Origin of the sequence: Kribbella speibonae, from assembly GCF_004331375.1 — a bacterium.
Taxonomy (GTDB): Bacteria; Actinomycetota; Actinomycetes; order Propionibacteriales; family Kribbellaceae; genus Kribbella; species Kribbella sindirgiensis.
In genome coordinates this window covers 1,342,322-1,365,223 of record NZ_SJKC01000001.1, presented here as the reverse complement: position 1 = coordinate 1,365,223, position 22,902 = coordinate 1,342,322, and the positions used below count along the sequence as shown (strand labels likewise).

23 protein-coding genes and 1 tRNA gene are annotated in these 22,902 nt (G+C 68.4%); 9 read left to right on the top strand and 15 right to left on the bottom strand.

The window, feature by feature from the left end; genetic code table 11:
- The first annotated feature begins 12 nt into the window (after nt 1-12).
- Nucleotides 13-435: a MarR family winged helix-turn-helix transcriptional regulator gene (locus E0H92_RS06800; protein ID WP_131495706.1), complete on the top strand. Its 423-nt coding sequence runs from the start codon at nt 13-15 to the stop codon at nt 433-435.
- Entirely contained in the window at nt 435-1,124 is a 690-nt protein-coding gene (locus E0H92_RS06795) for an alpha/beta fold hydrolase (RefSeq protein ID WP_131495705.1), read from the top strand. The genes E0H92_RS06800 and E0H92_RS06795 overlap by 1 nt, the downstream gene beginning before the upstream one ends.
- Here the strand turns inward: E0H92_RS06795 and E0H92_RS06790 are convergent.
- From E0H92_RS06790 to E0H92_RS06780, 3 genes are all read right to left on the bottom strand, one after another.
- The gene (locus E0H92_RS06790; RefSeq protein WP_131495704.1) at nt 1,121-1,639 is read right to left on the bottom strand and encodes a YciI family protein; all 519 of its coding nucleotides are present in this window, start codon (nt 1,637-1,639) and stop codon (nt 1,121-1,123) included. The genes E0H92_RS06795 and E0H92_RS06790 overlap by 4 nt on opposite strands.
- An 18-nt stretch (nt 1,640-1,657) precedes the next feature.
- On the bottom strand, nt 1,658-2,749 hold the full coding sequence (locus E0H92_RS06785) for a hypothetical protein (protein ID WP_131495703.1): 1,092 nt from the start codon (nt 2,747-2,749) through the stop codon (nt 1,658-1,660).
- Between the two features lie 65 nt (nt 2,750-2,814).
- Nucleotides 2,815-5,043, bottom strand: a complete 2,229-nt coding sequence (locus E0H92_RS06780; protein WP_131495702.1) for an outer membrane protein assembly factor BamB family protein — start codon at nt 5,041-5,043, stop codon at nt 2,815-2,817.
- A gap of 33 nt (nt 5,044-5,076) precedes the next feature.
- Between E0H92_RS06780 and E0H92_RS06775 the strand changes: the two genes are divergently transcribed.
- Nucleotides 5,077-7,563, top strand: a complete 2,487-nt coding sequence (locus E0H92_RS06775; protein ID WP_165549712.1) for a hypothetical protein — start codon at nt 5,077-5,079, stop codon at nt 7,561-7,563.
- Nucleotides 7,564-7,589: 26 nt separating this feature from the next.
- Here the strand turns inward: E0H92_RS06775 and E0H92_RS06770 are convergent, their stop codons facing one another.
- Nucleotides 7,590-8,252, bottom strand: a complete 663-nt coding sequence (locus E0H92_RS06770) for a potassium channel family protein (protein WP_202873530.1) — start codon at nt 8,250-8,252, stop codon at nt 7,590-7,592.
- Nucleotides 8,253-8,497: 245 nt separating this feature from the next.
- Nucleotides 8,498-8,580, bottom strand: a tRNA-Tyr gene (locus tag E0H92_RS06765).
- Nucleotides 8,581-8,662: 82 nt separating this feature from the next.
- Between E0H92_RS06765 and E0H92_RS06760 the strand changes: the two genes are divergently transcribed.
- Complete coding sequence (locus tag E0H92_RS06760; RefSeq protein ID WP_131286545.1) at nt 8,663-9,154, top strand: YajQ family cyclic di-GMP-binding protein; 492 nt, start codon at nt 8,663-8,665, stop codon at nt 9,152-9,154.
- A gap of 66 nt (nt 9,155-9,220) precedes the next feature.
- Complete coding sequence (locus E0H92_RS06755) at nt 9,221-10,150, top strand: phosphotransferase enzyme family protein (protein WP_131465486.1); 930 nt, start codon at nt 9,221-9,223, stop codon at nt 10,148-10,150.
- Here E0H92_RS06755 and E0H92_RS06750 read toward each other — a convergent pair.
- The gene (locus E0H92_RS06750; protein ID WP_131495699.1) at nt 10,136-11,341 is read right to left on the bottom strand and encodes a vanadium-dependent haloperoxidase; all 1,206 of its coding nucleotides are present in this window, start codon (nt 11,339-11,341) and stop codon (nt 10,136-10,138) included. The two genes, E0H92_RS06755 and E0H92_RS06750, sit on opposite strands and share 15 nt — an antisense overlap.
- 138 nt (nt 11,342-11,479) lie before the next feature.
- Here E0H92_RS06750 and E0H92_RS44940 point away from each other — a divergent pair, with 138 nt between their 5' ends.
- Entirely contained in the window at nt 11,480-12,217 is a 738-nt protein-coding gene (locus tag E0H92_RS44940) for a LuxR C-terminal-related transcriptional regulator (protein ID WP_131495698.1), read from the top strand.
- On the opposite strand, the gene E0H92_RS06740 is transcribed toward E0H92_RS44940, so the two are convergent.
- Complete coding sequence (locus E0H92_RS06740) at nt 12,214-12,945, bottom strand: hypothetical protein (RefSeq protein ID WP_131495697.1); 732 nt, start codon at nt 12,943-12,945, stop codon at nt 12,214-12,216. The two genes, E0H92_RS44940 and E0H92_RS06740, sit on opposite strands and share 4 nt — an antisense overlap.
- A 9-nt stretch (nt 12,946-12,954) precedes the next feature.
- Nucleotides 12,955-13,716 (bottom strand): AraC family transcriptional regulator, encoded by a 762-nt coding sequence (locus E0H92_RS06735; RefSeq protein WP_131465478.1) that lies wholly within the window; start codon nt 13,714-13,716, stop codon nt 12,955-12,957.
- Between the two features lie 101 nt (nt 13,717-13,817).
- Here E0H92_RS06735 and E0H92_RS06730 point away from each other — a divergent pair, with 101 nt between their 5' ends.
- Complete coding sequence (locus tag E0H92_RS06730) at nt 13,818-14,684, top strand: phytanoyl-CoA dioxygenase family protein (protein ID WP_202873529.1); 867 nt, start codon at nt 13,818-13,820, stop codon at nt 14,682-14,684.
- Nucleotides 14,681-14,977 (top strand): hypothetical protein, encoded by a 297-nt coding sequence (locus tag E0H92_RS06725; protein ID WP_131465476.1) that lies wholly within the window; start codon nt 14,681-14,683, stop codon nt 14,975-14,977. Before E0H92_RS06730 ends, E0H92_RS06725 begins: the two co-directional genes overlap by 4 nt.
- 9 nt (nt 14,978-14,986) lie before the next feature.
- Here E0H92_RS06725 and E0H92_RS06720 read toward each other — a convergent pair whose 3' ends face one another.
- The gene (locus E0H92_RS06720; protein WP_131465474.1) at nt 14,987-16,000 is read right to left on the bottom strand and encodes a lactonase family protein; all 1,014 of its coding nucleotides are present in this window, start codon (nt 15,998-16,000) and stop codon (nt 14,987-14,989) included.
- Between the two features lie 18 nt (nt 16,001-16,018).
- Nucleotides 16,019-16,534, bottom strand: a complete 516-nt coding sequence (locus E0H92_RS06715; RefSeq protein WP_165549711.1) for a GNAT family N-acetyltransferase — start codon at nt 16,532-16,534, stop codon at nt 16,019-16,021.
- Nucleotides 16,535-16,553: 19 nt separating this feature from the next.
- Between E0H92_RS06715 and E0H92_RS06710 the strand changes: the two genes are divergently transcribed.
- Nucleotides 16,554-17,405 (top strand): arylamine N-acetyltransferase family protein, encoded by an 852-nt coding sequence (locus E0H92_RS06710; protein ID WP_131465470.1) that lies wholly within the window; start codon nt 16,554-16,556, stop codon nt 17,403-17,405.
- On the opposite strand, the gene E0H92_RS06705 is transcribed toward E0H92_RS06710, so the two are convergent.
- The 5 genes from E0H92_RS06705 to nuoK are packed head-to-tail and all read right to left on the bottom strand — an operon-like array spanning nt 17,392 to nt 22,901.
- On the bottom strand, nt 17,392-17,823 hold the full coding sequence (locus E0H92_RS06705) for a hypothetical protein (protein WP_131465468.1): 432 nt from the start codon (nt 17,821-17,823) through the stop codon (nt 17,392-17,394). The two genes, E0H92_RS06710 and E0H92_RS06705, sit on opposite strands and share 14 nt — an antisense overlap.
- 53 nt (nt 17,824-17,876) lie before the next feature.
- Nucleotides 17,877-19,328, bottom strand: a complete 1,452-nt coding sequence (locus tag E0H92_RS06700; RefSeq protein WP_131465466.1) for an NADH-quinone oxidoreductase subunit N — start codon at nt 19,326-19,328, stop codon at nt 17,877-17,879.
- Nucleotides 19,325-20,827: a complex I subunit 4 family protein gene (locus E0H92_RS06695; RefSeq protein ID WP_131465464.1), complete on the bottom strand. Its 1,503-nt coding sequence runs from the start codon at nt 20,825-20,827 to the stop codon at nt 19,325-19,327. Before E0H92_RS06695 ends, E0H92_RS06700 begins: the two co-directional genes overlap by 4 nt.
- The gene (locus E0H92_RS06690) at nt 20,824-22,587 is read right to left on the bottom strand and encodes an NADH-quinone oxidoreductase subunit 5 family protein (protein WP_131495696.1); all 1,764 of its coding nucleotides are present in this window, start codon (nt 22,585-22,587) and stop codon (nt 20,824-20,826) included. Before E0H92_RS06690 ends, E0H92_RS06695 begins: the two co-directional genes overlap by 4 nt.
- Entirely contained in the window at nt 22,584-22,901 is a 318-nt protein-coding gene (gene nuoK, locus E0H92_RS06685) for an NADH-quinone oxidoreductase subunit NuoK (RefSeq protein WP_131286565.1), read from the bottom strand. The genes E0H92_RS06690 and nuoK overlap by 4 nt, the downstream gene beginning before the upstream one ends.
- Nucleotide 22,902: the final 1 nt, after the last annotated feature.

Below are 22,902 nucleotides of genomic sequence, written 5' to 3'. Positions count from 1 at the left end.
TATCATGGGGTCATGGTGACGACGACGGCTGCCCGGGACACCGATCTCGCGAGCGTGCTGGTGCAGACGATGCACCGGCTGCAGGATCTGCACGCCGAGACCAGCCGCCCCCTCGGCCTCACCCCGCAACAGGCGCATCTGCTGTGCGTGCTGCTCGGCGGCCCGCTCGGCATGACCGAACTCAGCCGGCTCCTGAGCATCGAACGCTCCAGCCTGACCAGCATGGTCGACCGCCTGGAACGCCGCACCCTGGTGGCCCGCACCCCCAACCCCACCGACCGTCGAGCCAGCCAGATCGAGCTGACCCCCGACGGCCTCGCCTTGGCCCACGAGGCCCACGACGCGGTGGTCGACCGCATCAACACGATGACGGCCGACCTTCCGGCATCGACCCGCAACACCATCACGAGCGCCCTGCGATCCATCCTCGCCTGATGACCTACCGGTACGCCGAACTGTCGGCTTCCCGCATCGCGTACCGGGTGCACGGCTCCGGGCCGGCGATCGTGCTGATGAAGAACAACCGGCGCCCACCGGACTACCCGATCGTCGAGCAACTTTCCGAGCATTTCCGCGTCCTGCAGATCCATCCGATCGGCTTCGGCGCCAGCGATCGGCCCGAGGACTTCGACTTCGGCGACATCGGACGCCAGGTGCTGGCGGTGCTCGATCAGGAGGGCGTTGACCGGTTCGCGGTCTGGGGCTTCTCGCAGCCGGCCTGTATGTCGGCGGTCGTCGCCGCCTCGACCGATCGCGCGGCCGCACTGGTGATGGGCGGCGTGACGCCGATCGGGTTCCCGACGGACGGCGAGATGCGCCGGATGGAGCGGGACCCTCGGATGCGTCGACCGCCATTGGAGTTCTGGCGGAGCTATCGGTCGTACGACTGGCACCACGAGCTCAGGCGCTACCCCGGGACCAAGGTGGCGTACCTAGGCACCGCCGATCCTGCGATCCGGCGGCTGCGGCGCCTCAGGCCGGTGCTCGAAGGGATCGGCTTTACCTACTTGGAGTTCGACGGGCTCAACCACAGCACGTGTGGACTGGGCGACGCGTCGGCTGACGGCCGGCGCGTCGCCCAGAAAATCGCCGAACTGCTGCTCGACCGCGGGCCAAATGACTAACGCCTGCCGCCGAACTCCCAGGGATGTACTTCGGCGTCGTCGGCTTCGATGAGGTGTGCGGCTGCCTCTGGATTCGGTGCCTCCAGCAGCGCGGCTCTCCCGAGGTGCCGGTCGCCGTCGAGGAGGTCGCCGTACATGATCAGGTGGTCCGAGGTGAGCTGCCGCGGCGCGTCCTTGGTGAGGACGAGGTAGCGGCGGTAGCCCTCGACCGCGGTGCCGAAGTCCCACATCGTGCGGCCCGGTGCATGGTTGTGAAAACGCTGGATTTCCACGGTCTCGAAGGCGCCGGCGCGAAAGTACGGCTCGTCGTACGCGAACTCGTTCGCCGCATCGTCGTCCGGCAACTCCACGATGTGCAGACTCCCCGTGGTCCGCTCACCGTCCGCGGTCAACGTCGGCCCACGGGCAATCAGACGGTCGCCATACCCGTCCATGAACGCCCAATGCTCCTCGTTCAACGCAACCTTGACCTCGAACCCATTCGGCTTGTCACGCCCGTAGACGAAGTACTCCACTACGTATTCCGTCCGGGGTCAGGCTGTGGCGGCCAGGTGGATGCGGAGGATTGTGTCGTAGTCGATGATCTCGACGCCGGGGGCGGGGGTGACGGTTTCCTGGGAGGCGACGATGACCAACTGGCGTGGGTCGGTGATGTCGACGTCGTACTTCGACTTCACCTGGGAGCGGTTCTCCGGGTTGGCGAGGTACTCCGCGGACCGGGCGAGCTCGGTCGCGCTGTCCTGTACCGGCGTACGGAAAACGCGGCGGCGCTTCTTTCCGTTGACGGTGTCGACGACCGGGAGTTCGAGCCGGCCGACGACGTGGCTGCCGTCGGCGCGTTCGAGGATGAAGTCCGGCTGCAGATCGCCGAGCGCCGGCTGCCGGACCAGCTTGGTCGCGTCGAACGCCGACAGCAGGATGCTCTCGTGCTTGTCCAGGAACTCGTCGACGGTCGAATCCTGCAGACCGTGCGCGAGGTACGTGCTCTCGAACGCGTCCGCCTTCAGAACGGCCGGGTCGACCGGCAGGCTGACCGTGCCGATCGGGTCGAGGTGCGGGCTGGCGTTGGAGTAGTTCCGGAGGAAGTCGAGGTACTTGTCGGCCGGCTCGGAACGGTGGATCGCCAGCGCGAAGAACACCCAGTGCGCGCGCAGCGACTCGCCCGCGGTGTGCACGAGCAGCGCGCGGTCGAAGGTCGAGTAGTTTCCGGGGGCGAACCGCAGCAGCTCGTCCGCCGGGCCTACCGCGACGTCGCCGAGCATGTTCCCAGTGCTCGGAAAACGTTGTTCGAGAGCGCTCTTGCCGGCGTCGGTCGTGATGGTGGCGTCCTTGAACCAGTTCTGTCCTTGCAGGTTCGCGACCACAGTGCGGCCGTCGCCGATTCCGAAGTACTCCTCGACGCCGGCGGCCTTCTGCCGGCGCACTTCGAGCGTCCGGTACTCACGGCTCAGGCCGACGAGCTCGAGGATGTTCCAGTCCGGCGTCTCGGTCAGCACCATCATCCGCGGGAACAACATCGGCCCGGGCAGCTCGGTCCGGTGACTCACCGGCAGATGCCCGGCGGCCTCCTTCAGGTGCTCCCCCCAGAACTGGCTGTTCACCTTCACGAACTCGGTGGGTTTCATCGTTCTCCTCGCTCAAACACTCGGACTCAACCTTCAACTCCCGCCCGAGCAAACCCTATTCCCAGTTACCGGAGGGCAGTCAGTCCGTCCTGCCCGCTGACCAGGATCAGGTTGCCTGCCGCGGCGATGTCACCGCCACAGGCCCTCCGCATCGGCAGGGTGCGATAGGTCGTCCGGCCGGCACCGATCTCGGCGAGCCGGCAGCTGCCCTGGGAGTAGAGGAACACCACGCGGGCGTCGTCCGTCACGGCGTACCGCTGCCGCGGGGAGACCGCGGCGGTCGCGGTCCAGACCTGCCGTCCGCTGGCGCCGTCGATCGCCGTCACGATGCTGCTGGCGTCGTTTCCTTGTGGGCAGGTGATCAGCAGAACGAGATTTCCTGCCGTTTCGTGGCGTGGTGTGCAGCCCCAGTCCCTCGGCATCGGCCAGCGCCATTTCACCTCGCCCGACCGGGGATCCAGGCCGATCAGGGTGGTGATCCCCTCGTCCTCGGCGCCGACGATCAGACCGCCGACCGGTGTTTTCCAGGTCAGAAACGGGCCGGAATGTTTCCAGAGTTGCTTTCCGTCCTTCAGGTTCAGGCCGAGGGTCTCGTCCGCCTCGCCGCCGCAGCTGTGACTCAGTTCCACGAAGACCGTGTCCGCGGTCGCGGTGGCGCTGATGCCGGTGCAGTTGCCTGGTTCGTAGGTCCAGCGGTGCGATCCGTCGAGGTTCGTTCCGTACAGCTTGTCCGAGCCTTTGCTCACCGGCCGGCCGGTGACGAGTGGATCGGCGTTCTGGATCTGGTCGTCCCGGGTGCGGCCAGGCCACGCCGTCAGGCGCTCACCGGTGTCGGCGTCCAGGACGAAGTACCCGAGCCCGTCGTACTCCACGAGAAGCTGTTGTCCGCCGTTGAGGACGCTGAGGTTCATCCGGCCCGAGGAGTCGGTGCGGGTGTACCGCCACCGGGTGCGGCCGGTCGCCGGGTCGAGCATCTCGACCGTGCCTTCTGTGCGGGTGACGGCGATCCCGTGGCTGGTGGTGACCATGTCAGCCAGGTAGCCCGGGGAGGTGCTGGTCCACAGGACGCCGCCGGTCAGCTGCGAGCGTCCGGCGGGCCCGGCGAGCTGGTACTGGCTGTCCAGGTGTTCGTTGGCGCTGTGGAGGTAGGCGTTCTGCAGGGGGACGATGACGAAGGCCGTGATCAGGACGATCGCGGCCGCGGCGGCGATGGCGGCCAGCATCTGACCGCGGTTCCTCGGGCGGGTTGTGAACCGGCTCGCTGCGAGCGCGGCAGCGGCCGCCAGGACGAGAAGGATCGATGCCACAACCGCCAAGGGCACGGCCTGGCCGACCCCGGACGCCACGTTCGTCTCTGGGGCCTTGGCCCAGACAACGACGAGGCCGATCACCCCGATTGCTATCGCCGTACCGGCGACGATCCAGGACGCGCGGCCGGTACGGCGGGACGCCCAGTAGAGGGCCGGGATGGCCGCCGCGGCGAGCAGTGTCAGGACGATCCCTGGCCACGACGGGTCGCCGCTGTACGCCGGTTCGCGCCAGTCGCCTCGCGCCGCACCGAACGCCGCCAGGAAGGCGAGGACGGCGGTGAGGACGGCGGTCGTGACGAGAGCACCTCGCTGCCATCCCCGCCAGGGCGCCGGCAGCAACCCGTCGAGCAGGGCGAACTCGACCGCGAGATTCGCACGGGCGTTCGCGTCGTACTGGTCGCGCGCCAACTGGGTCCGATAGATCCCCGAGTCGAGCAGCTCCCGTACGTCGGCGTACCGCTGCCTGACCCGCCCGAACTCATCGTTGTCTCGTTTGTCCGCGTCGCGGCGTAGCTCGCTCGCGTGGGACGCGTAGTTCCGGTCGGCGATGACTGCGTTCACGGCGTCGTGCAGCACGTCGCCGTTCGCGTCCAGCGTTTTCCGCGCGTTCTGCGCTCCGATCCCGGCGGTCAGTCGTACGAGCCTGGCGACCTCGGCGGTCCTGGCCGGGCTCACGCCGTACCCGGGCAGCTCGTCCTCGGCCAGCCGCGCCGACGCTTCCGCGTCCTCCGCCGCCGAGGCGCCTTGGTCGTGAACGGCGCGGTGGTACCAAGCGGCCAGCCGCACCGCGACGGGATCCGTCGCCAGCTGATCCAGCCCCTCCACGGCGGTCAGCACCACCGCGACGTACCGCTCCCGGTACGCGTTGCGCCGCTTCGCGCTGTACCGCGCGATCAGCTCGTCGCGTAGCGCCTCCGGCACTGTCTCGTCCCAGAACTCCCGCAGCCCGATCACGCTCCGCATCCTGGCAGACACGAGTCTCATGACAGGTCAGTTAGGTTAGGCTGCGCTAACTCGTTGACGAAAGCGGAGGTCATGGCGGCCGAGCAAGTGCAGCAGCGCGCTGCGCGGTTCCTGTCCGGATGGGTTCTGGTGAGCGCCGAGTCCGGGCGCCTGCTGGAGAATCCGGACGAACTGGCGGTCGAGCTCGGCACCGTGCGGAAAGACGGAAACGGTACGTACACGATTTCCGGCGGCGCGGAAACGTTCCGGCTGATCAAGCGCGCGGGACCGGTCCGCTCCGGGGTGAGACTCGAGTACTCCGTGGACCTCGACGACGTACCGACCGTCGAGCTGACACTCTCGGACCGGTTGGCGCCCGACGAGGTCGCGCCGGCCCTGGCCAGGGCGCTGGCCGAGTCCGCAGCCGTGATCCGCGGTGGCGAGCCGAGCGAGTACCGGGTCTTCGGCCCTGCCAGTACGCCGGACGTCGACGCCGTACAACGCCCCGCCGACGCCGCTCACCGCGCCGAACTCCGCCAGCGCGGCCGGCTGGAACGAACACTCCCCAGCGACCCGGCAGGCGACGCACGGCGAGCCGCGGTACGCAAGCGGATCCGGGCGCTCGCGCTCACCATGGGCGTTGCCGACGGACAGCCGAACGCCGAACTGCTCCGCACCCTCCTCACCGCGGAGGAACGCGCGATCCTCGACCGCGCCGCGGACCCGGACGCACGTCCCTTGGAGGATCGTGTCGATCAGCGCGGGTACCTCGCGAAAGCGCTCGGCGGATCGGGTGTTTCCGCGGCGGTGATCGGTACGGCGGCGGCGGTGTTCACCGGCAATCCGCTCGTCGGGTTCGGTATCGCGGTGCCGACGATCGTCAACGCGGCCGTCGGATCGTTCGCCGAGCGGCGCCTGGACAAGCAGAAGATGGCCGGACGGAAACCGGCGTACACAGCGGAACGGAAACAGCGCGAGTACGAGTTTCCGGGGCTGCGTGCGCTGCTGGACGGGGCGGAACCGGTCCGGCCGGCGGCGGTAAAGATGCCGCGGGCAACGGCTTGGCGCAACTACCTGCGCCGGTACGCGATGCCGACCCTGGCCACCGCCGCAGTCGCGGGGGCTCTGACGACGTTCGGCGTACCGGCGCTGTCGACAGCCCTGGTGATCGCGACGTCGGCCCTCGCCAAGTCGCTCGCGGAACGCCTGGTCGACACGAAGAAACTGGAATTCCGGCTCCGCCGCATCGACGCGACCGAACGAATCCGCCTCTCCGATCCGACGCTGTACGTCAACCAGTTGGCCACCGAGATCAACGAGTTGCGAACGCGGTTCGACCGGGCGCTCGGCGCGCTGCGGACCGGGGCGGCCGCGCCGGGCGACGCGCGGTTGGCCGCGGATGTACCGGGTGCGCCGCCGTTCACGGTCAGTCTTGCGGCGCAGCTGATCGAGAACGTGTCGGGTACGGCGCGTCGAGCGTTCGTCGGAGGCCGCCGTACGCCCGGCGCCGAGCCGACCCCGCTCGCCCGGCATGTCGGTCCGGAAATGCAAGGCTTGCTCGCCGCAGCCGGCCCCGGCCTGCTCGGTGCGTTGACCGGCGCGATGGGCGACAAGTACTTCCTGAACCGCGACGAGCCCGCCCGCGACGCCTCGAAGATGTGGTCACGCAAGCACCAGGAGGCCGCCCAGTCCGCAGCGCTCGCCGGGAGCGTCGAACCGCGGCTGCGTGCGTTCCGGGAGCTCGCCGACCGGTTGGAGGAAGCGGCTGGCCTGCCTGCTGACCTGTCCACGCGAGCCGCGGATCGCGGTCTGCCGACGGTCACGGCACCGCCTGCTGTTCCGCGTCCGCCTGCCCGGGCACCGCTGTCGGCGTACGCCGTCCAAGCAGCCGCGGGCTCACTCGGTGGCCTGGCCGGAGCCGTCGGACTCGACGCGCTCCTCGACCTCCCCGACCTCGCAGTCGTCCTCACTGCCGCTGGCGCGGCGGGCTCGATGACTGCGACACCGACCGCGCGCTACCTGTTCCGCCGCCGCGAACTCGGCGTCCACGAGGCACTGGAAACGGACAAGGCAGTACGAGCCGTCAACCAGAACGAACTACTCGAACAGCGCGCGATCACCCGCTACCTGATGACCCAACTAGCCATGCAAACCGAAGCAATCACCAACCACCCCGCCCCACCCAGCACCGCCATCGACCAAGCAGTACGCCGCCTCGCCGCAGAACCCCCCGGCAAACCACTCCTGCCCGAACGCCTCATCGCCCTAGAACAACTAGCCCAAGCCGAGGCCGCCGTCTCCCACCACGCAACCCACGGCACCCCCAACTCCCGCACCCACGTCCACCAACACCTCAACCAAACCCGCGAGAAAATCAACACCCTCTGGCAAGAGGCCGGCGCACCGAGCCCCCTCACCATCACCCCGCCCGACGAACTGAACCGGCTACGCCACCTACTCTCCAACCCCACGACCCCCGCCCAACGCATGGAATCGACCTCCAGCACGCCTGCTCCCAACGTCAGCGCCAACCCTCGAGCCCACGATTCCCGCGACCGGTAGCCCTTATCTGCCAGGCTCTGGCGATGTCAGGCCGTACCGGAGAGTCGAGCTGTGTGCCCGGGCTCGTGTGACTCCAGCTCGCTCGTCGCACGCCCCAGTTCGGCCCGCAACGCTCGGACCTCCTCGACGAGGGCCGACACCTGCTCTCGCAGGTCCACCTCATCGCGCTCCTGCCGTGCGACATGCTCGACGAACCAGGAGGCCAATGCGGCAGTCACCACCCCGAGCAGTGCGATCCCGCCGAGCATCAGCCCGACGCCGGCGATGCGCCCGCTACCCGTGGTGGGAAAACGATCCCCGTAGCCCACCGTGGTGATCGTTGTGACGGCCCACCAGGCCGCGTCGCCGAAGTTCTTGATGTTCGCCGAGGGCTGCGAACGTTCCGCGTCCAGCACCGCAACCGCCGCGGTGAACCCCAGCAGGCCTATGCCACCAACCACGTACACGATCGCGCGACCCCGCAGCGAGGACGCTGCCCGCCGGTTCAGCCGGCCCAACGCAGTCACGACTCGGAGCGCCCGCAACGGCCGGAGCAGTGGCAAGGCCAGTACCAGCAGGTCGACGACGTGCTCACGGAGAAAGCGGAGTCGTCGCCGAGCGAGGGCCAGCCGAAGAAGGAAGTCGCACGCGAACACTGCCCAGATCGCGACCGCCGTGACCGAGCACGCGTGTCGGAGGTCTTCAGCCATGGAAGGCTGCATTACCGGCCATGAGTAGGCAACGAGAAACAGGACGGCCGCGACCGTCAACGGCCACTCGGCGGCCCTCTCGTACTTCTCGGCGAACGCGTCCCTCCCCATCAATCCCCCCGGCTCGAACATCGTTCCAACAGCGCCACGTGTTACGCGAGCCGCACCACCCCCAGCCTGGGGCATCCAACGGAAACAGCCCCCGACCTGCGTTTCCGCAGGTCAGGGGCTGGTTTTGCAACCGGTGGCGGGTGCAGGGTTCGAACCTGCGTAGGCATAAGCCGACAGATTTACAGTCTGCTCCCTTTGGCCGCTCGGGCAACCCGCCAGGGTGCTGCCGGTTCGTGAACCGGCGTGGGAGACGATACAACAGGTAGTGGCCCTGACAGCAAATCGGAAAGGATGTGCCCATGGCTTCGGAGTCCTCCTTCGACATCGTGAACAAGGTGGACCGTCAGGAGGTGGACAACGCCGTGAACCAGGCGGCGAAGGAGATCAGCCAGCGGTTCGACTTCAAGAACGTGGACGCCGGGATCAAGTGGTCCGGTGAGGCGATCGACCTGCAGGCGAGCACCGAGGAGCGGGTGAACGCCGTCCTCGACGTGTTCAAGGACAAGCTGGTCAAGCGGCAGATCTCGCTCAAGGGTCTGCAGGCGGACGACCCGAAGCTGTCCGGGAAGATCTACAAGATCAACGCCACGATCGACGCCGGCATCACCCAGGAGAACGCGAAGAAGCTGTCCAAGCTGATCCGCGACGAGGGCCCGAAGGGTGTCAAGGCCCAGATCCAGGGCGAGGAGCTGCGCGTGTCCAGCAAGAGCCGCGACGACCTGCAGGCGGTTCAGGCCCTGATCAAGGGCCAGGACCTCGACTTCGCGGTCCAGTTCGTCAACTACCGCTGAATCCCAGCCGCGTTGTGCCCGGTAATCGGTTCGCGGGTGGGCTGGTTGCCGGGCATTCTGGCGGGTGTGGGCGAGACGTTGATGCGGAAGTGGTTGTTGGCTGACTTTGGGCTTGAGGTGGTGGAGCTCACACCGGTTGTGTACGGCGCGGACGTCGCGGCGCAGGTGTGGCGGGCGGGTACGGCGACCAACACGTACGCGGTGAAGTGGAGCGGCGCCGGTACGAACACGGGGCATCAGGTCGCGGCGTTCCTCGCTGACAGCGGGCTGCCGGGCATACCTGAGCTGATCCGGACGTCCGAGGGCGGTCTGTGGAGTGTGCACGCGAAGAAGCGGTTGACGATCACGCCGTGGATCGACGGTTCGCGTGCGGCCGAGTCCGGGCTGACGGACGAGCAGTGGTCGGCGTACGGCGTGCTCCTCCGGCGGGTGCACGACGCCGAGCCGCCGGTGAGGCTGCGGGACGCGTTGCCGAGACACAGTCACATCGACGCGCGTACGCCGGCGCTCGCGGAGGAGGTCCGTACGCGGCTCGAGAACCCCGAAGGGGAGGTCGAGGAGGAGCTTGCGGCGGTGTGGAAGCAGTACGAGCACGTGATCGCGGACCTGCTCACCAACCGGCCGCCCGCGCCGAGCGGCCCGCGGGTCGTCTGCCACGGCGACCCGCATCTCGGCAACGTTCTGGTCGACGACGGGCTGCACCTGATCGACTGGGACGACGTCATCTACGCGCCCCGCGAGCAGGACCTCATGTTCATGCTCGGTGGCATGGGTGATGTCGGCCCCACCACGTCCGCGCAGCAGGATGCCTTCCTGGCCGGCTACGGCACCCACACCATCGACCAGGAAGCCATCCGCTACTACCGCCACGTCAGAGCCTTAGAAGACGTCATCGGCTGGTCCCACCAGGCCCTGACCGGCCCGGACGAGCTCTACGCCCTTGAGGTGACCAAAGGCATCCTCAGCAAGGGCCTGGCTGCGCTAGCGGTTCCGTGAGATCCAGCCGGCGACCTGACTGCCCAGTGTCTCGCCGTCGAGCATGGAGTGGCGGAAGTGCAGGCCGGCGAGGATCCGGGCTTCGCGGACGTCGCTGCGTACCGCTGCCAGGTCCGGGTACGAGCGCTCGGTGTTCGTGACTACGCTGCTGATGACCAGAGGCACCTTGCCGGTGTGGAAGAAGGCCTGCAGCGCGCGGGTGGCGCCGGCTGTGAAGCAGGAGTGGCCGGAGGGGTACTCCGGGTGGTTGACGTTCAGCAGGGACTGCCAGGTCGGATCTGCGTGCGTACGACGGTTTCCGTCGGTGTCGGCGCGCTGGATGGCGTGAACCGGGCGCCAGGACAGGTAGTGGAACTTGGCGTCCCAGCACGCGATGACCGAGTCGCCCGCGGACACGTGCACCAGCGCAAGCATCTGCGCCGCAGCACCAAGTGACAGGTGCCGGTCGGACGCCAGTTGCAGCAAGGTCCTGCTCCATTGCTGCGCCGTCTGCTCGGACCAGAACATCGCTGCCTCGGTCTCGGCGGCGGTGCGGGTCGTACTGTCCTTGCGGCCCAGTGACGCGACCTCAGCGACGTCACGCTTGCTGGTCAGCGGGTCCGGTCCAGCGGGACGGAACTGGGCACGAGAGCGCAGCGCCAACGGCTTGACCTGAGTGAGGACGATGTCCACAGGAGGTGTCGCGGCTGTCGGCTCCCACACGCCTGGGCCAGGTGGAGCCTGCACGTACGGCACGGTGTTGCTCAGACCGTCTCCTGCACGCCACGCCAGTACGGCCGCCGCCACCGACCTGCCCAGCTGGATGCCGCGCGTCTTCCCTCTCCCATCCGGCACCCCGGCGAGGTAGTCGGCGTACGTCGTCTCAAGCCCGGGTGACGGTACGCGAGCCCGCAGTACGTCGTACGTAGCGGTGGCGACCGCAGCCGCCGCAGATGCGTTCCGCTCCGGCCGTACGGCGACGTGGAAGGGCTGACCGTGTCCGAGACCGGCGACGGTGTCGGCGATCGCGATGTGCACGATGCCGAGCAGTACTTCGGAACTGGCCGGTGGACGTCCTGCGACGATCACCTGGGTGGCGTACCGGCTCCAGTCGAGTACTGGCGCCGCGTCCACCCGCCCGGCTGCCGCAGGTGCGGCAACGGAGCCTGTCAGCGCCAAGGTCCCGGTGATCAGTAGTGCGGCCAACTTCATGTCGTTCCCCCTCAGAGCAGCGGAACGGCACTGTGCCGTCCCACACTGCCACCTCACCGCAGCGGATCGCTCACAGCCATACGACGTTCGGCGTATTGCAATCCGGCGTACCGGACTAGCCTGACCAAGGGGGTACTCATGGTTTCCGAACGGGATCTGCGCCGGATGCTCGATGTCGTCGAGTGTGGACGCCAGGCCGACCCTGACGAGGTCTTCCCGCGCCAGCTCATGGCCGCGCTCAGCGAGCTGGTCCCGGCCGAGGACGTCACCTTCCAGCTGAGCCGGCCGCTCGACCACGTGGTGCTCGGGGTGGAGGAGTACGGCGTCGAACCGGACCCGCTTCCTGAGGGCTGGGAGGAGGTCTTCTGGCGGTCCTACTGGGACGGTGGAGTCTGCTGCCGGCCGCAGCTCACCGGCGACTACACGTCCGTCTGGAAGGCCTCGGACTACCTGTCCGCTCGGCAGCTCGCGAACTCGGCCGTCGGCGAGTGGTTCCGCCTGATCGGCGTGCGCCACGAAATCGCCGTACCGTTGCCCGGCCGCGGCGCCGAAGACCGCCGGATCCTGCTGTTCCGCAGTGCGGGCCGCGACTTCACCGAGCGCGAACGACTACTGCTGACGATGCTCCGCCCGCACTTCATCGAGGTCCTTCGCGCGCACGAACGTCGCCGGGCCGGAGTACCCGACCTGACCGCTCGCCAGCTGCAACTGCTGCGACTCGTCGCTGACGGGCACAGCAATGCTCAGATCGCGCATCGCCTGTTCGTCGCCGAGGGGACCGTTCGCAAGCATCTGGAGAACATCTACGAACGCCTTGGCGTGACGAGCCGCACCGCCGCGGTCACCACCGCGTTTCCCCGCGTCCACTCGGCCTAGGCGTGCCGCAGCCAGATGTTGGGCTCGATGTACAGGCCGGTGTCCGCGTCGCGATCGATGGCGAGCGTGGTCAGGCCGTCCGGGATCGTGTAGGTGCCGGTGGACGGGAAGGCCAGCTTGGTCCACTTCTCCCAGTCCTCGACGCTGCCGGTCATCGTTTGGGACGCAGGGGCGGGCGCAAGCAGCTTGGCGCCTAGGCGGACGTGGGTGCGGAGCCACGGGTCGAGCGGGAGACCGTCGGCACGCGTCCAGGTCATGAACGTCTCGATGGGCGTCAACGGGTAGCTCGACTTCAGGGTCGGACGCACAGGGGCGATCACCTGGCCCAGGCCCTTGGCGACAGCGCGGTCGCGGACCGCGGTGATGACACGGCCTGCATGCCCGCGGCCTTGTTCGTCGGACCGTACGGCAGCCGCCATCAGCACGAAGGTGTTGGGTACGACGTTTTCCTCGTACGACGTCACCGCGCGCGCCAGCGAATCGGTGAACCCGCCGGGAAGATCGGCCACCGTACCGTCCCAGGCGATCGGCACGCCCCAGCACCCGGCGATCAGCCGATCCTCGGCGACGAGGTAGAACTCCCAGTCCGGGAAGTACTCCACCCGTCGCTCCCGGTACGGCGTCACACCTTCGTCGTGGAAGATGAACTCGGGCCAGTCCTCCGCGAACCGTTCCTCGGCCTCGGCGTCGTACTGCGGACCCTCGGCGGCCGGAATCAACTCGTACATACGCCGAACCTAGCCTGAGGTCTGGCGCACCGACCGGGGAGAGGCACCCAGTTCGCGGCGGCAGGTCTTGTTGAAGGCCTGCAGGTCGGAGATCCCGACCGAGGCGGCGATGGCCGGTATCGACAGCGTCGACGAGATCAGCAGGTGCCGGGCCCGCGCCATCCGGCGCCGGCGGAGGTACGCGACGACGGTGGTCCCGGTCTCCTCCTGGAACAGGCGGGTCAGGTGGTTGTGGGAGACGCCGGCCAGGCGGGCCAGCTCGGGGACGACGAGCGGCTGGGCGAGATTGGCCTCGATGTACGAGATCGCGGCGGAAACCGCTGGATGGCCGGCCTCGGTGGTCGCCGGCGTGAGCTCGGCGATCCGCCACAGCGCCGTCCAGACCTCGGCGGTGGTGCGGGCCGAACCGGACGGCGACGACTCGATCGCGGACCGCAGCAGACCGGACAGCAGCGGCGCGGCCGCACCGGCGTCCTGAACGACCGGAACGTACGACGGATCGCCCGCGACGACCGGCCGGAAATGCGCGTACAGATGCTCGGAACGTCCGCGGTAGTCGAACTGCACCTGGGTCCCGGCCGGCGTCAGCGAGACGTAGCCGGGCGCCACGGAATACGTCGTACCGAGCAGCGTCAGCTCGGCCGAGTAGTTGAACAGGTGCAGCTGCCAGAGGTCCGGCAGCCGGAACCTGTCCCGCAGGCCGCGGACGCCGTGGATCCCCGCGCCGGCGTTCACCACGTCCGGCGGTTGCGCGAGATGCAACTCGATCATGGTGAGAAATTACCAGTAGTGGTGAACACAACCAACGCGGGGAAGCGTTATCTCTACCTAGCCTGGTGGAGTAGCAACCACTACCCACTATGGGAGTCTTCATGCCCCATCCGCATCGCAAGCACCTGCTCACCTCGGTACAGATGGCGCACTTCGTGGCCACCGGCGCGCTCCGGATGGACGCCGTCGTACCGGACGACATGAACCAGCAGGCCCTCGAGGTCCTGAAAGGCGGCATTCCGGGCGTTCCGTACGGCACCCCGCTGTCGGAGGCGTTCGTGGACAGCGAGTTCGTCGAGCGGCTGGTGCAGCTGCCCGAGGTGGCCGGCGCGATCCACAGCCTGGTCGGCCCGGAACCGACCGTCGACCACCACGCGGTCCACATCCGCAAGGCCCACGAGGGCGAGGCGCAGAACCTGCACGGTGACGCGATCATCGACGTCCGCACGGACGCCTTCGACGTCCAGCTCATGTACTACCCGCAGGACGTGACGCTCGAGATGGGCGGCACGCTCAGCGTCCCCGGCAGCCACCTGCGCCGGACCAACGAGTCCGACACCGGCCGCTACCAGAACCTCCGCGGTCAGACCCGGCTGGTCTGCCCGGCCGGCACCGTCCAATTCCTGCACCACGGCATCTGGCACGGCGGCCGCAAGAACGACAGCGACCTCGACCGCTACATGTTCAAGATCCGGTTCAACCCGACCGTCCGCCAGGTGCGGCTCTGGAACACCGACGACCTGTACGACGAGCAGGTCGCGGCGGAGCTGGACCAGTCGTTCCCGTGGTACGAGAACGCGACCGGCCGGCTGGAGAAGTACAACCGCATCATGCTGTGGCGCGCGATCAGCGGCGACGACACGTACGACCCGAACTACTGGGTCACCCGTGTCTCGAACCGCCCGCAGCGCGTGGTGGCCGACCGCGCGAACAACCCGCACGCCAAGGGAAAGAAGGAAATGGTATGACCGCCACCGCAGAGACCCCGCAGGTGACCGGCCTCCGCCAGCAGGTGCTGGTGCTCTACCTGGCCTCGTCCGCGCTGGATCAGCGCGTGATCGGCTGGTCGACGTACGACGGTACGGGCCAGACGCACCCCACGACGGGTGACAGCGACGTACCGCCGTACGAGACCGGGCTGGACGCGCTCAAGGACGGGTGGCGCCTCTTCCAGGCGTCCCAGCTGAACCCGCCGTACCCGGGCCACGAGTACGACGTGTCCTTCCTCAAGCACGAGTTCTTCTTCGAGAAGCTCGTCTAGCAGCGAGTTCTAGACAGGCAGGATGCACACCGGCTTCGGCCAGCTGACCGGCTCACCCTGAGCGGTCAGCTGGCCGTTGTCGATGCTGAAGGTCGCGATCTGGTCGGAGCGCTCGTTCGCGGCGTACAGCGTTTTCCCGTCGTTGCCGAAGGCAAGGTGTCGGGGCCAGTCGCCACCGGAGGAGATGGTCTGCACCAGCTCGACCGACTGCCCGTCGGCGGCGATCGCGAACACCGCGACGGTGTTGTCGCCACGGTTCGATCCGTACAGGAACCGGCCGTCGGCGGAGATCAGCAGCTCGGCCGGGAAGTTCTCGCCCGGCGAGTCCGCCGGGCGGGTCGAGGCGGTCTGCACGACCTGCAGCTTCCCGTCGGAGTAGCTGCAGACGGTCAGCGTCGAGTCGAGCTCGTTGATCACGTACGCCGCGTCCGCGGTCGGGTGGAACACCATGTGCCGCGGACCGGCGCCGGGGTGGATGCGCAACTGGTCGACCTCGTGCAGCACCCCGTCCTCGCCCAGGGTCGACGAGTAGACCGTGTCGGAGCCGAGGTCGATGTCGAAGACGTACGCACCGGCCGGGTCGAACGCGATCTGGTGCGCGTGCGGGCCCTCCTGCCGCTCCGCGTTCGGGCCGGTCCCGGAGCGCTGCACGAAGTCCGCGCGCTCGCCCACCGAACCGTCGTCGTTCAGGGCGTGGACGGCAACGGACCCCGACGTGTAGTTCGCCGACAGCAGGTACCGGCCGGACGGGTCGATGTCCAGGTGGCACGGGTGCACACCGCCGGTCGGCTGGTTGTTCAGGAACTCGAGCCCGCCGTCCGGCTGGATCGCGAACGCGGCGACCTTCCCGTTGTCCTCCTCGTCGGTGGCGTAGAGGAACCGTCCGTCCGCGGAAATGACCAGGAACGACGGGTCGGCGATCGTCGCCACCGTCTCGATCCCGTCCAGTGGACCGAACGCGATCCCGTCCCCGCCGCCGGCCTGACTGGTATAGCTCCCGACATAGATCCGCTCAGAAGTCATGGCCCATACCCTGCCAGGTCAGGAGCCGACGGGCACGCGCCTGTCCAGCCCGTAGAGCGCCGAGCCCCAGCCGAGGTCGGCGACGAGCAGCTGCCATCCCAACCGTCGGTACAGGCGCGGTGCCGGACGGTCGTCGGCGTACGTCGTGAGCAAGGCCCGCGGGTTGTGCAGGCCGCGCATCAGTTCCCGCATCAGCGCGGTCCCGATCCCCTGCCGCTGCACGTCCGGGAGGACGGCGAGCTCGACGACCTCGAAGTGCCCGCCGATCCATTCCGCCGCGAGTTCCGGGCCGACGGCGTCGGCGACCCGGTCCGCCCACCATTGCCCGCGGTGCCCGGTGAACCCGTACGCGAGCCCGACGAGGCGGCCGTCCTGGTCGGCCGCGACCAGCTTGAAGTCGTCGCGGGCCGAGTGGGTCGGGAGCATCTCGGTCGCGAAGTTCCCGGCGTCACCGTCGTCGAACGCGGCGGCGTACACCTCGCCGAGTTCGTGGGCGATCGCAAGCGCTGAATCTCGGTCGAGGACCCTGATCACCTCGCCTAGCCTAAGGCGCATGGACACCAAGGCGCTGCTGCAGCGGATCGGGATCGACCGGTACGACGGTCCGCCGCGGCTGGAGGCGTTGTCGCAGCTGCATGCCGCGTACGTGGACCAGGTGCCGTACGAGACCGTGCAGTACCAGCTCACGCCAGGTGGTCCGCTGGACCCCGAGGAGGTGGCGAAGCGGATCGTCGCACGGGAGACCGGCGGGTACTGCTTCCAGCTGAACGGAACGCTCGCGCTGCTGCTGACCGAGCTCGGGTACCGCGTGCAGATGCACCGCGGCGGCGTACAGACCGTCAACCGTCCCGGGGATATCGACGGCAGCCATCTGGTACTGACGGTCAGCGGGCTGGTCGAGGACCCCGAGCGGCAGTGGCTCGTCGACGCCGGCCTCGGCGACGGGCTGCGGTACCCGATGCCGCTGGAGGCCGGCGAGATGGAGCAGTACCCGTTCACGCTGCGGCTTCGCCCGTCGGAGAAGACCGACGGCTGGCGGCTCGATCATGATCCGCGCGCGAGCCTGATCGGGATGGACTTCGAGTCCGCCGCGGTCACCCTGGACGCGTTCGGAAACCAACATGCAGCGCTTTCCGCCGACCCCGCATCGCCGTTCGTACGGTTGGCGTCCGCGTTCCGCCGTACGCCGGAAAGCGTTGTCGTACTACGTTCCGTCGGCCTGACCGAAACGTTTTCCGACCACGTCGACAACACGCTCCTCGAGAACCCCACGGACTACTTCGCCGCCCTCGCGGACGTCTTCCACCTGCCCCTACCGCACTACACCCAAGCCGACCGCGACACCCTCTGGCGCCGCGTCTGGTCCCAGTACGAGGACTTCCAGACGCGGGCTACTTCGTCGTGAAGTTGACGATCACGACGTCACCTTCGGCGTACGAGAGGGTGGCGATGTGCAGCGGGCCGCCCTGGTCGCTCCAGCTGACCCCAGCGAGCCCACCGGCCGCGCCGCCGGCACTTCCGCCACCGCTGCGGCTCGCCCCTCCGCCGCTCTTGCTCAAGGTGATGTACCCCTTGGCATCGGTCAGCTTGAGCTCGCCGTTCGCGACCGTCGCCGTGAACTTGGCCCCACCGAGGTTCAGAGCCGCCTTCTGCCGAATCAACACCTCACAGACCCCGTCAACACAAGCTGTGTAGTCCTGCCCGTCCTTCGCAACCGGCATCGGCGCACTGGCCGACGCACTCGACGCAGGCTTCTCGTCCGATCCGCTGCAGGCGACAAGCGTCAGCAGCAGGACCAGCCCGGCAACTCCTCGCACGATCACCCACAACACGCTACCGAGAGCCAAAGCGCCTGCGCGGCGATGGCCGGAAGGTGTCAGGTGGCCAGGGCGAACATGATGCTGGGGAGGATCGAGAGTACGGCGGCTACTGCGGTGCAGAGGGAGATCATGGTGACGGCGGGGGTTTCGATGTCTACCGAGAACGGGTCTTCGGCGGGGAGGCGGAAGAGTTCTGCGATCCAGCGGAGGTAGACGGCGAGGCCGATCATGACGTTGAGAGCCATCACGATCGCTAGCCAGCCGAGGTGGGCGTCGATGACGGCCTGGAAGGCTGCGAACTTGGTGAACAGGCCGGCGAGACCCGGTGGGAGGCCGGCCAGGACGACCAAGAAGAAGATGAGGGACGCGGCCAGACCCGGTTCGGAGCGGACCATGCCGCGGTAGTCGGCCAGCAGGCCGCCGGGGCGATGGCGCTGGACGACGGCGACCGCCCCGAAGGCGCCGAGCGTGACCACGACGTACGCCGCCAGGTACCCGACGACTGCTTGCGCGTCCGCGGCGGCCAGCGGCGCGAGCAGGAACCCGACCTGCCCGATCGACGACCAGGCGAGCAGCCGGACCGCCTCGACCTGTCGGAGTGCGGCGAGGTTTCCGACCGTCATCGTCACGGCCGCGAGGATCGCGACCGCCGTCCGCAGTTGCGAACCGGTCGGCGCGATCCCGGACGTCACCAGCACGAGCAGCCCGGCCACACCGGCCGACTTCGACACCACCGCGAGGAACGTCGTCACCTCGATCGGCGCTCCGACGTACGTGTCCGGCAGCCACGCGTGGAACGGCACCGCCGCGATCTTGAACGCGAAACCGACGATCACGAACAGCCCGGCCGCGAACGCGACCCGCGCGAGATCGGGATCCAGCCCGGTCAGCCGGTTCGCGATCGTGGACAGGTACAGCGACCCGGTTACGCCGTACAGGTAGGAAATCCCGAACAGCATCACGGCCGTCGACAGCACCGACACGAGGAACGCCTTCATCGCGCCCTCGGACCCGCGCCGATCCCGCCGCAGCGCGACCATCGCGAAGCTCGGCAGCGATACGACTTCGAGCGCGATCACCAACGTAGCCAGGTCCCGCGCGCCCGCCAGCACGGTCGCGCCGGTCAGCGCGCTCAGCAGCAGGAAGTGGTACTCCCCGACCGGTACATCCGACGCCAGCAAGCGGTACGCCGACAGTCCGACGACGCCGAGTCCGCCGATCAGCAGGACCGCCCACAGGCCGGCCGTCAGCGGTTCGAAGACCAGGCTGCACTGCGCCGGCCCTTCGACCGCGGACCGGCAGAACGCGGGCTGGAAATCGTCCCGATGCGCCCACACGAACACGAGCCCGAACAGGATCACCACGCTGGTCAGCAACGTGACCACGGTGTGCCGGAGCTCGGCCGAGGCACTCTTCCAGAAGCTGTCGACCAGCAGTACGGCGACCGCGCCGATCGCCAGCACCAGCGGTACGGCGATCGCCTGCCAATCGGTCCAAGTGAGAGTCACAGGGCACCCCACTGGTGCAGTAGGAGGCCGGGCCAGACGCCGAGCAGTACGGTCAGCGTGATCAGCGGGGCCCACGTGATCAGCTCGATGCGGCTGAGGTCGACCGCGAACGCGGCCGGCGGGTGGTCGGCCGGGTCGCCCTGGCACAGGTTGCGGACCAGCCGCAGGAAATACGCGGCAGTGAGTACCGTTCCGAGCCCGGCGATCACCATGAATACCAAGAACGTTGTCCGCGGCAACCACGGGGCCGGGTTGTAGGCACCGAGCAGGACGAGCATCTCGCCCCAGAACCCGGCCAGCCCCGGCAGCCCGAGCGACGCGAGACAGGCGAACGTCAGCAGCGCCGCGATCCGCGGCAACCGGGCGTACAGTGCCCGCCCGATCGCCCGCAGGTCGCTGGTGTCGTGGCGGTCCTTGATCGCACCGGCGAGGAAGAACAGCAGCCCGGTGATCAGCCCGTGTGCGATGTTCGCGAACAGCGCGCCGCGCAGACCGGCCGGCGACAGCGTCGAGATCCCGAGGCCGATGAAGCCCATGTGCCCGACGCTCGAGTACGCGATCAGCCGCTTCACGTCGGTCTGCGCCAGGCAGGCCAGCGAGCCGGCGACGATCGCCACCGTCGAGAACGCCCCGAGGTACGGCGCGATCGTCGCAGTGGCGTCCGGCAGCACCGGCACCAGGATCCGGATCATGCCGTACGTCCCGAGCTTCAGCAGTACGCCGGCCAGCAGCACCGAACCGACGGTCGGCGCCTTCGCGTGCGCGTCCGGCAACCAGATGTGCAGCGGCCAGAGCGGCACCTTCACCGCGAGCCCGATCGCGATCAGCAGCGCCGCGGCCAGCGGGATCCCGTGTCCGCCGGCGACCGGCTTGCTGGTCAGCTCGACGATGTCGAACGTCCCCGCCACCCGCTGCACCAGCAGGAAACCGAGCAGCATCAGCGCGGAACCGAACACGGTCATGAGTACGAAAGTGTTCGCGGCGCGTTTCCGCCCGGCCGCGTCGTGGTGGTCGCCCCAGATGTCGATGACCAGCCACATCGGGATCAGCACGATCTCGAAGCAGACGAAGAACAGCACCAGGTCGAGCGCCGAGAACGTCCCGATCACGCCGGTCTCGATGACCAGCAGCAGTGCGATCAGGGAACGGGTCCGGCCGATCCGGGGCGTGATCTTCAGCGAGTACAGGCAGCACAGGAACGTCAGCAGCGCGCTGAGCACGATCAGCGGCACCGAGATCGAGTCGACCCCGAGATGGAACCGGACGCCGAGCGACGGGATCCACGCGACGTCGATCTCGGTCGCGGGTGCGTCATGCGGTCCGTACGCGAACCAGCCGCCGTGCTGCGGCCAGAGCAGCACCGACCCGACCAGAACGAGCCCGGAAATCACCGATCCGTACGCCGCCGCCAACCGGTCGCCGATCGCCGCCGGGACCGACCACAGCGCGCCGGCCGCCAGCAGCGGGAGCACGAGGATCGCGAGCAGGATCGCGTTCACGAGCCGATCACCCCTGCCAGTACGGCCAGCGCGACGACGCCGATGACGGCCGCGGTGAGATAGGTCTGCACGTTCCCGGTCTGCAGCCGGCGGAACCCCTGCGACGCCAGCGTCCCGGTCCGGCCGACCGCGCGGACATAGGCCCCGACGACATCGCGATCCCCCGCCACGGTCAGCTTCGCCAGCCACCGCACCGGCACGACGACCAGACCGTTGTACGCCGGGTCGGCGCCGAACTCACGCTCCAGCAGGACCGGCCGCGGGTCCGCCCCGCGCCGCCACAGCGAGTACGCCGGGAGCGCGCCGAGGACCACGAGCGCGGTCGAGACCAGCCCGATCACCCAGTTGATATGCACGCCGTCGGCGTACCCGAGCGCGATCGCGGCGATCGCGAGCAGGACGAGCGGCGCCAGCATCACCCAGGGCGCGTCGCGGAGCTTGGAACTGTCGGGCTCGTCGAGATCGGCCGCCGCATCCCCGTCCTCGAACGCACCGATGCCGCCGGCGAGTGCCGGCGTACGGAAGAAGGTCCACAGCCACAACCGCACGCAGTAGAACGCGGTCAACGCCGCCGTCAGGCAGACCGAGATCAGCACCGCCCAGCCGACGGCCGAACCGTCGTGGGCCTTCTCCCAGGCCGCTTCGATCACCGTGTCCTTGGAGAAGAACCCGGCGAACCCCGGAACACCGGCCAGAGCCGCGAGGCCGACCGTCATCGTCAGGAACGTGACCTGCAGCGCTTTCCGCAACTTTCCGCGGCGCGTGTAGCGACGCAGGACGACGAGGGCGGCGCTGCCGACCTGGTGCAGGAGCACGCCGGCGCAGAGGAACAGCAGGCCCTTGAACGCGGCATGCGTCACGAGGTGGAAGAGCGCCGCGTGCCGGCCGTCCGCCGTACCGAGCGACAACGCGGAGAACATGATCGCGAGCTGGCTGACCGTCGACCAGGCGAGCACCCGCTTCACCTCGACCGCCGCGGACGCGCAGAGCGCGGCGAACAGCATCGTCACGCAGGCGACGATCGCGAGCACGGTCAGAGTGGTCGCCGAGGCCGAGAAAACGTTGTACAGACGGGCGATCAGGAACACGCCGGCGGCAACCATGGTGGCGGCGTGGATCAGGGCGCTGACCGGGCTCGGGCCGGGCATCGCGTCCGGGAGCCAGGTCTGCAGCGGGACCTGCGCCGACTTCCCGACGACACCGACCAGGAGCAGCAGCGTGCCGGTCGTCAGCAGGCCGGGCGAGATCCGGGCCGGATCGAGTTCGGAAATCCGGAAAGTGTTCGCGCCGAGACCGAGCACGAAGATTCCGAACAGGAACCCGACGTCGGCGAGCCGGGTCATCAGGAACGCCTTCACCGCGCCGGAGCGGGCGTCGCGGCGTTCCCAGTAGTGGCCGATCAGCAGGTACGAGCAGGCACCCATCACTTCCCAGCCGATCAGCAGGAAGAACAAGCTGTCCGAGACGACCACGGTCACCATCGCCGCGGTGAACAGGGTGACGAGCGCGTGGTACGACGCCGCGCGCTGGTGCAGGTACCCGAGTGAGTAGACCTGGACGCAGGTCGCGATCACGCCGACGACCGCGAGCAGCAGCACGGTCAGGTCGTCGGTGCGGACCGCGAAGCCGATGGTGAGGTCGCCGACCTGGGAGTTCAGGAACGCGTACTGGTCCGGGTCGGCGCCCAGCAGGAGCGCGGCGAACAGGAGGATCAGCAGCGAGAAGCCGACGCCGGCCACCCGCCAGACGGTGGCGATCACGACGCCTCCTCGCGCTCGAGAAGGTCGCGGGCCGCATCGGCGTCGACATGGCCGTGACCGCGGAACAGCAGCAGGACGATCGCCAGGCCCAGTCCGATCTCGGCGGCGGCCAGTGTGATCACGAAGATCGCGAGCGTCTGCCCGGTGGCCTCGTCGACCCGCCACGCGTCGAAGGCGACCAGGTTCAGGTTCACGGCGTTCAGCATCAGCTCGAACGACATCAGCATCGTGATCACGTTCCGGCGCGCGAGCACGCCGTACACGCCGATGCAGAACAGGACGACCGCCAGCAGCAGCGGGAGGACCAACGGCATC

What these genes read in the sequence shown, in the direction of transcription:
- E0H92_RS06800 (WP_131495706.1), top strand. Translation starts at nt 13, where the DNA reads ATGGTGACGACGACGGCTGCCCGGGACACCGATCTCGCGAGCGTGCTG.
- E0H92_RS06735 (WP_131465478.1), bottom strand. Translation starts at nt 13,716, where the DNA reads ATGATCGAGTTGCATCTCGCGCAACCGCCGGACGTGGTGAACGCCGGC.
- E0H92_RS06795 (WP_131495705.1), top strand. Translation starts at nt 435, where the DNA reads ATGACCTACCGGTACGCCGAACTGTCGGCTTCCCGCATCGCGTACCGG.
- E0H92_RS06780 (WP_131495702.1), bottom strand. Translation starts at nt 5,043, where the DNA reads ATGAGACTCGTGTCTGCCAGGATGCGGAGCGTGATCGGGCTGCGGGAG.
- E0H92_RS06730 (WP_202873529.1), top strand. Translation starts at nt 13,818, where the DNA reads ATGCCCCATCCGCATCGCAAGCACCTGCTCACCTCGGTACAGATGGCG.
- E0H92_RS06710 (WP_131465470.1), top strand. Translation starts at nt 16,554, where the DNA reads ATGGACACCAAGGCGCTGCTGCAGCGGATCGGGATCGACCGGTACGAC.
- E0H92_RS06720 (WP_131465474.1), bottom strand. Translation starts at nt 16,000, where the DNA reads ATGACTTCTGAGCGGATCTATGTCGGGAGCTATACCAGTCAGGCCGGC.
- E0H92_RS06760 (WP_131286545.1), top strand. Translation starts at nt 8,663, where the DNA reads ATGGCTTCGGAGTCCTCCTTCGACATCGTGAACAAGGTGGACCGTCAG.
- E0H92_RS06770 (WP_202873530.1), bottom strand. Translation starts at nt 8,252, where the DNA reads ATGGCTGAAGACCTCCGACACGCGTGCTCGGTCACGGCGGTCGCGATC.
- E0H92_RS06750 (WP_131495699.1), bottom strand. Translation starts at nt 11,341, where the DNA reads ATGAAGTTGGCCGCACTACTGATCACCGGGACCTTGGCGCTGACAGGC.
- E0H92_RS44940 (WP_131495698.1), top strand. Translation starts at nt 11,480, where the DNA reads ATGGTTTCCGAACGGGATCTGCGCCGGATGCTCGATGTCGTCGAGTGT.
- E0H92_RS06725 (WP_131465476.1), top strand. Translation starts at nt 14,681, where the DNA reads ATGACCGCCACCGCAGAGACCCCGCAGGTGACCGGCCTCCGCCAGCAG.
- nuoK (WP_131286565.1), bottom strand. Translation starts at nt 22,901, where the DNA reads ATGCCGTTGGTCCTCCCGCTGCTGCTGGCGGTCGTCCTGTTCTGCATC.
- E0H92_RS06785 (WP_131495703.1), bottom strand. Translation starts at nt 2,749, where the DNA reads ATGAAACCCACCGAGTTCGTGAAGGTGAACAGCCAGTTCTGGGGGGAG.
- E0H92_RS06740 (WP_131495697.1), bottom strand. Translation starts at nt 12,945, where the DNA reads ATGTACGAGTTGATTCCGGCCGCCGAGGGTCCGCAGTACGACGCCGAG.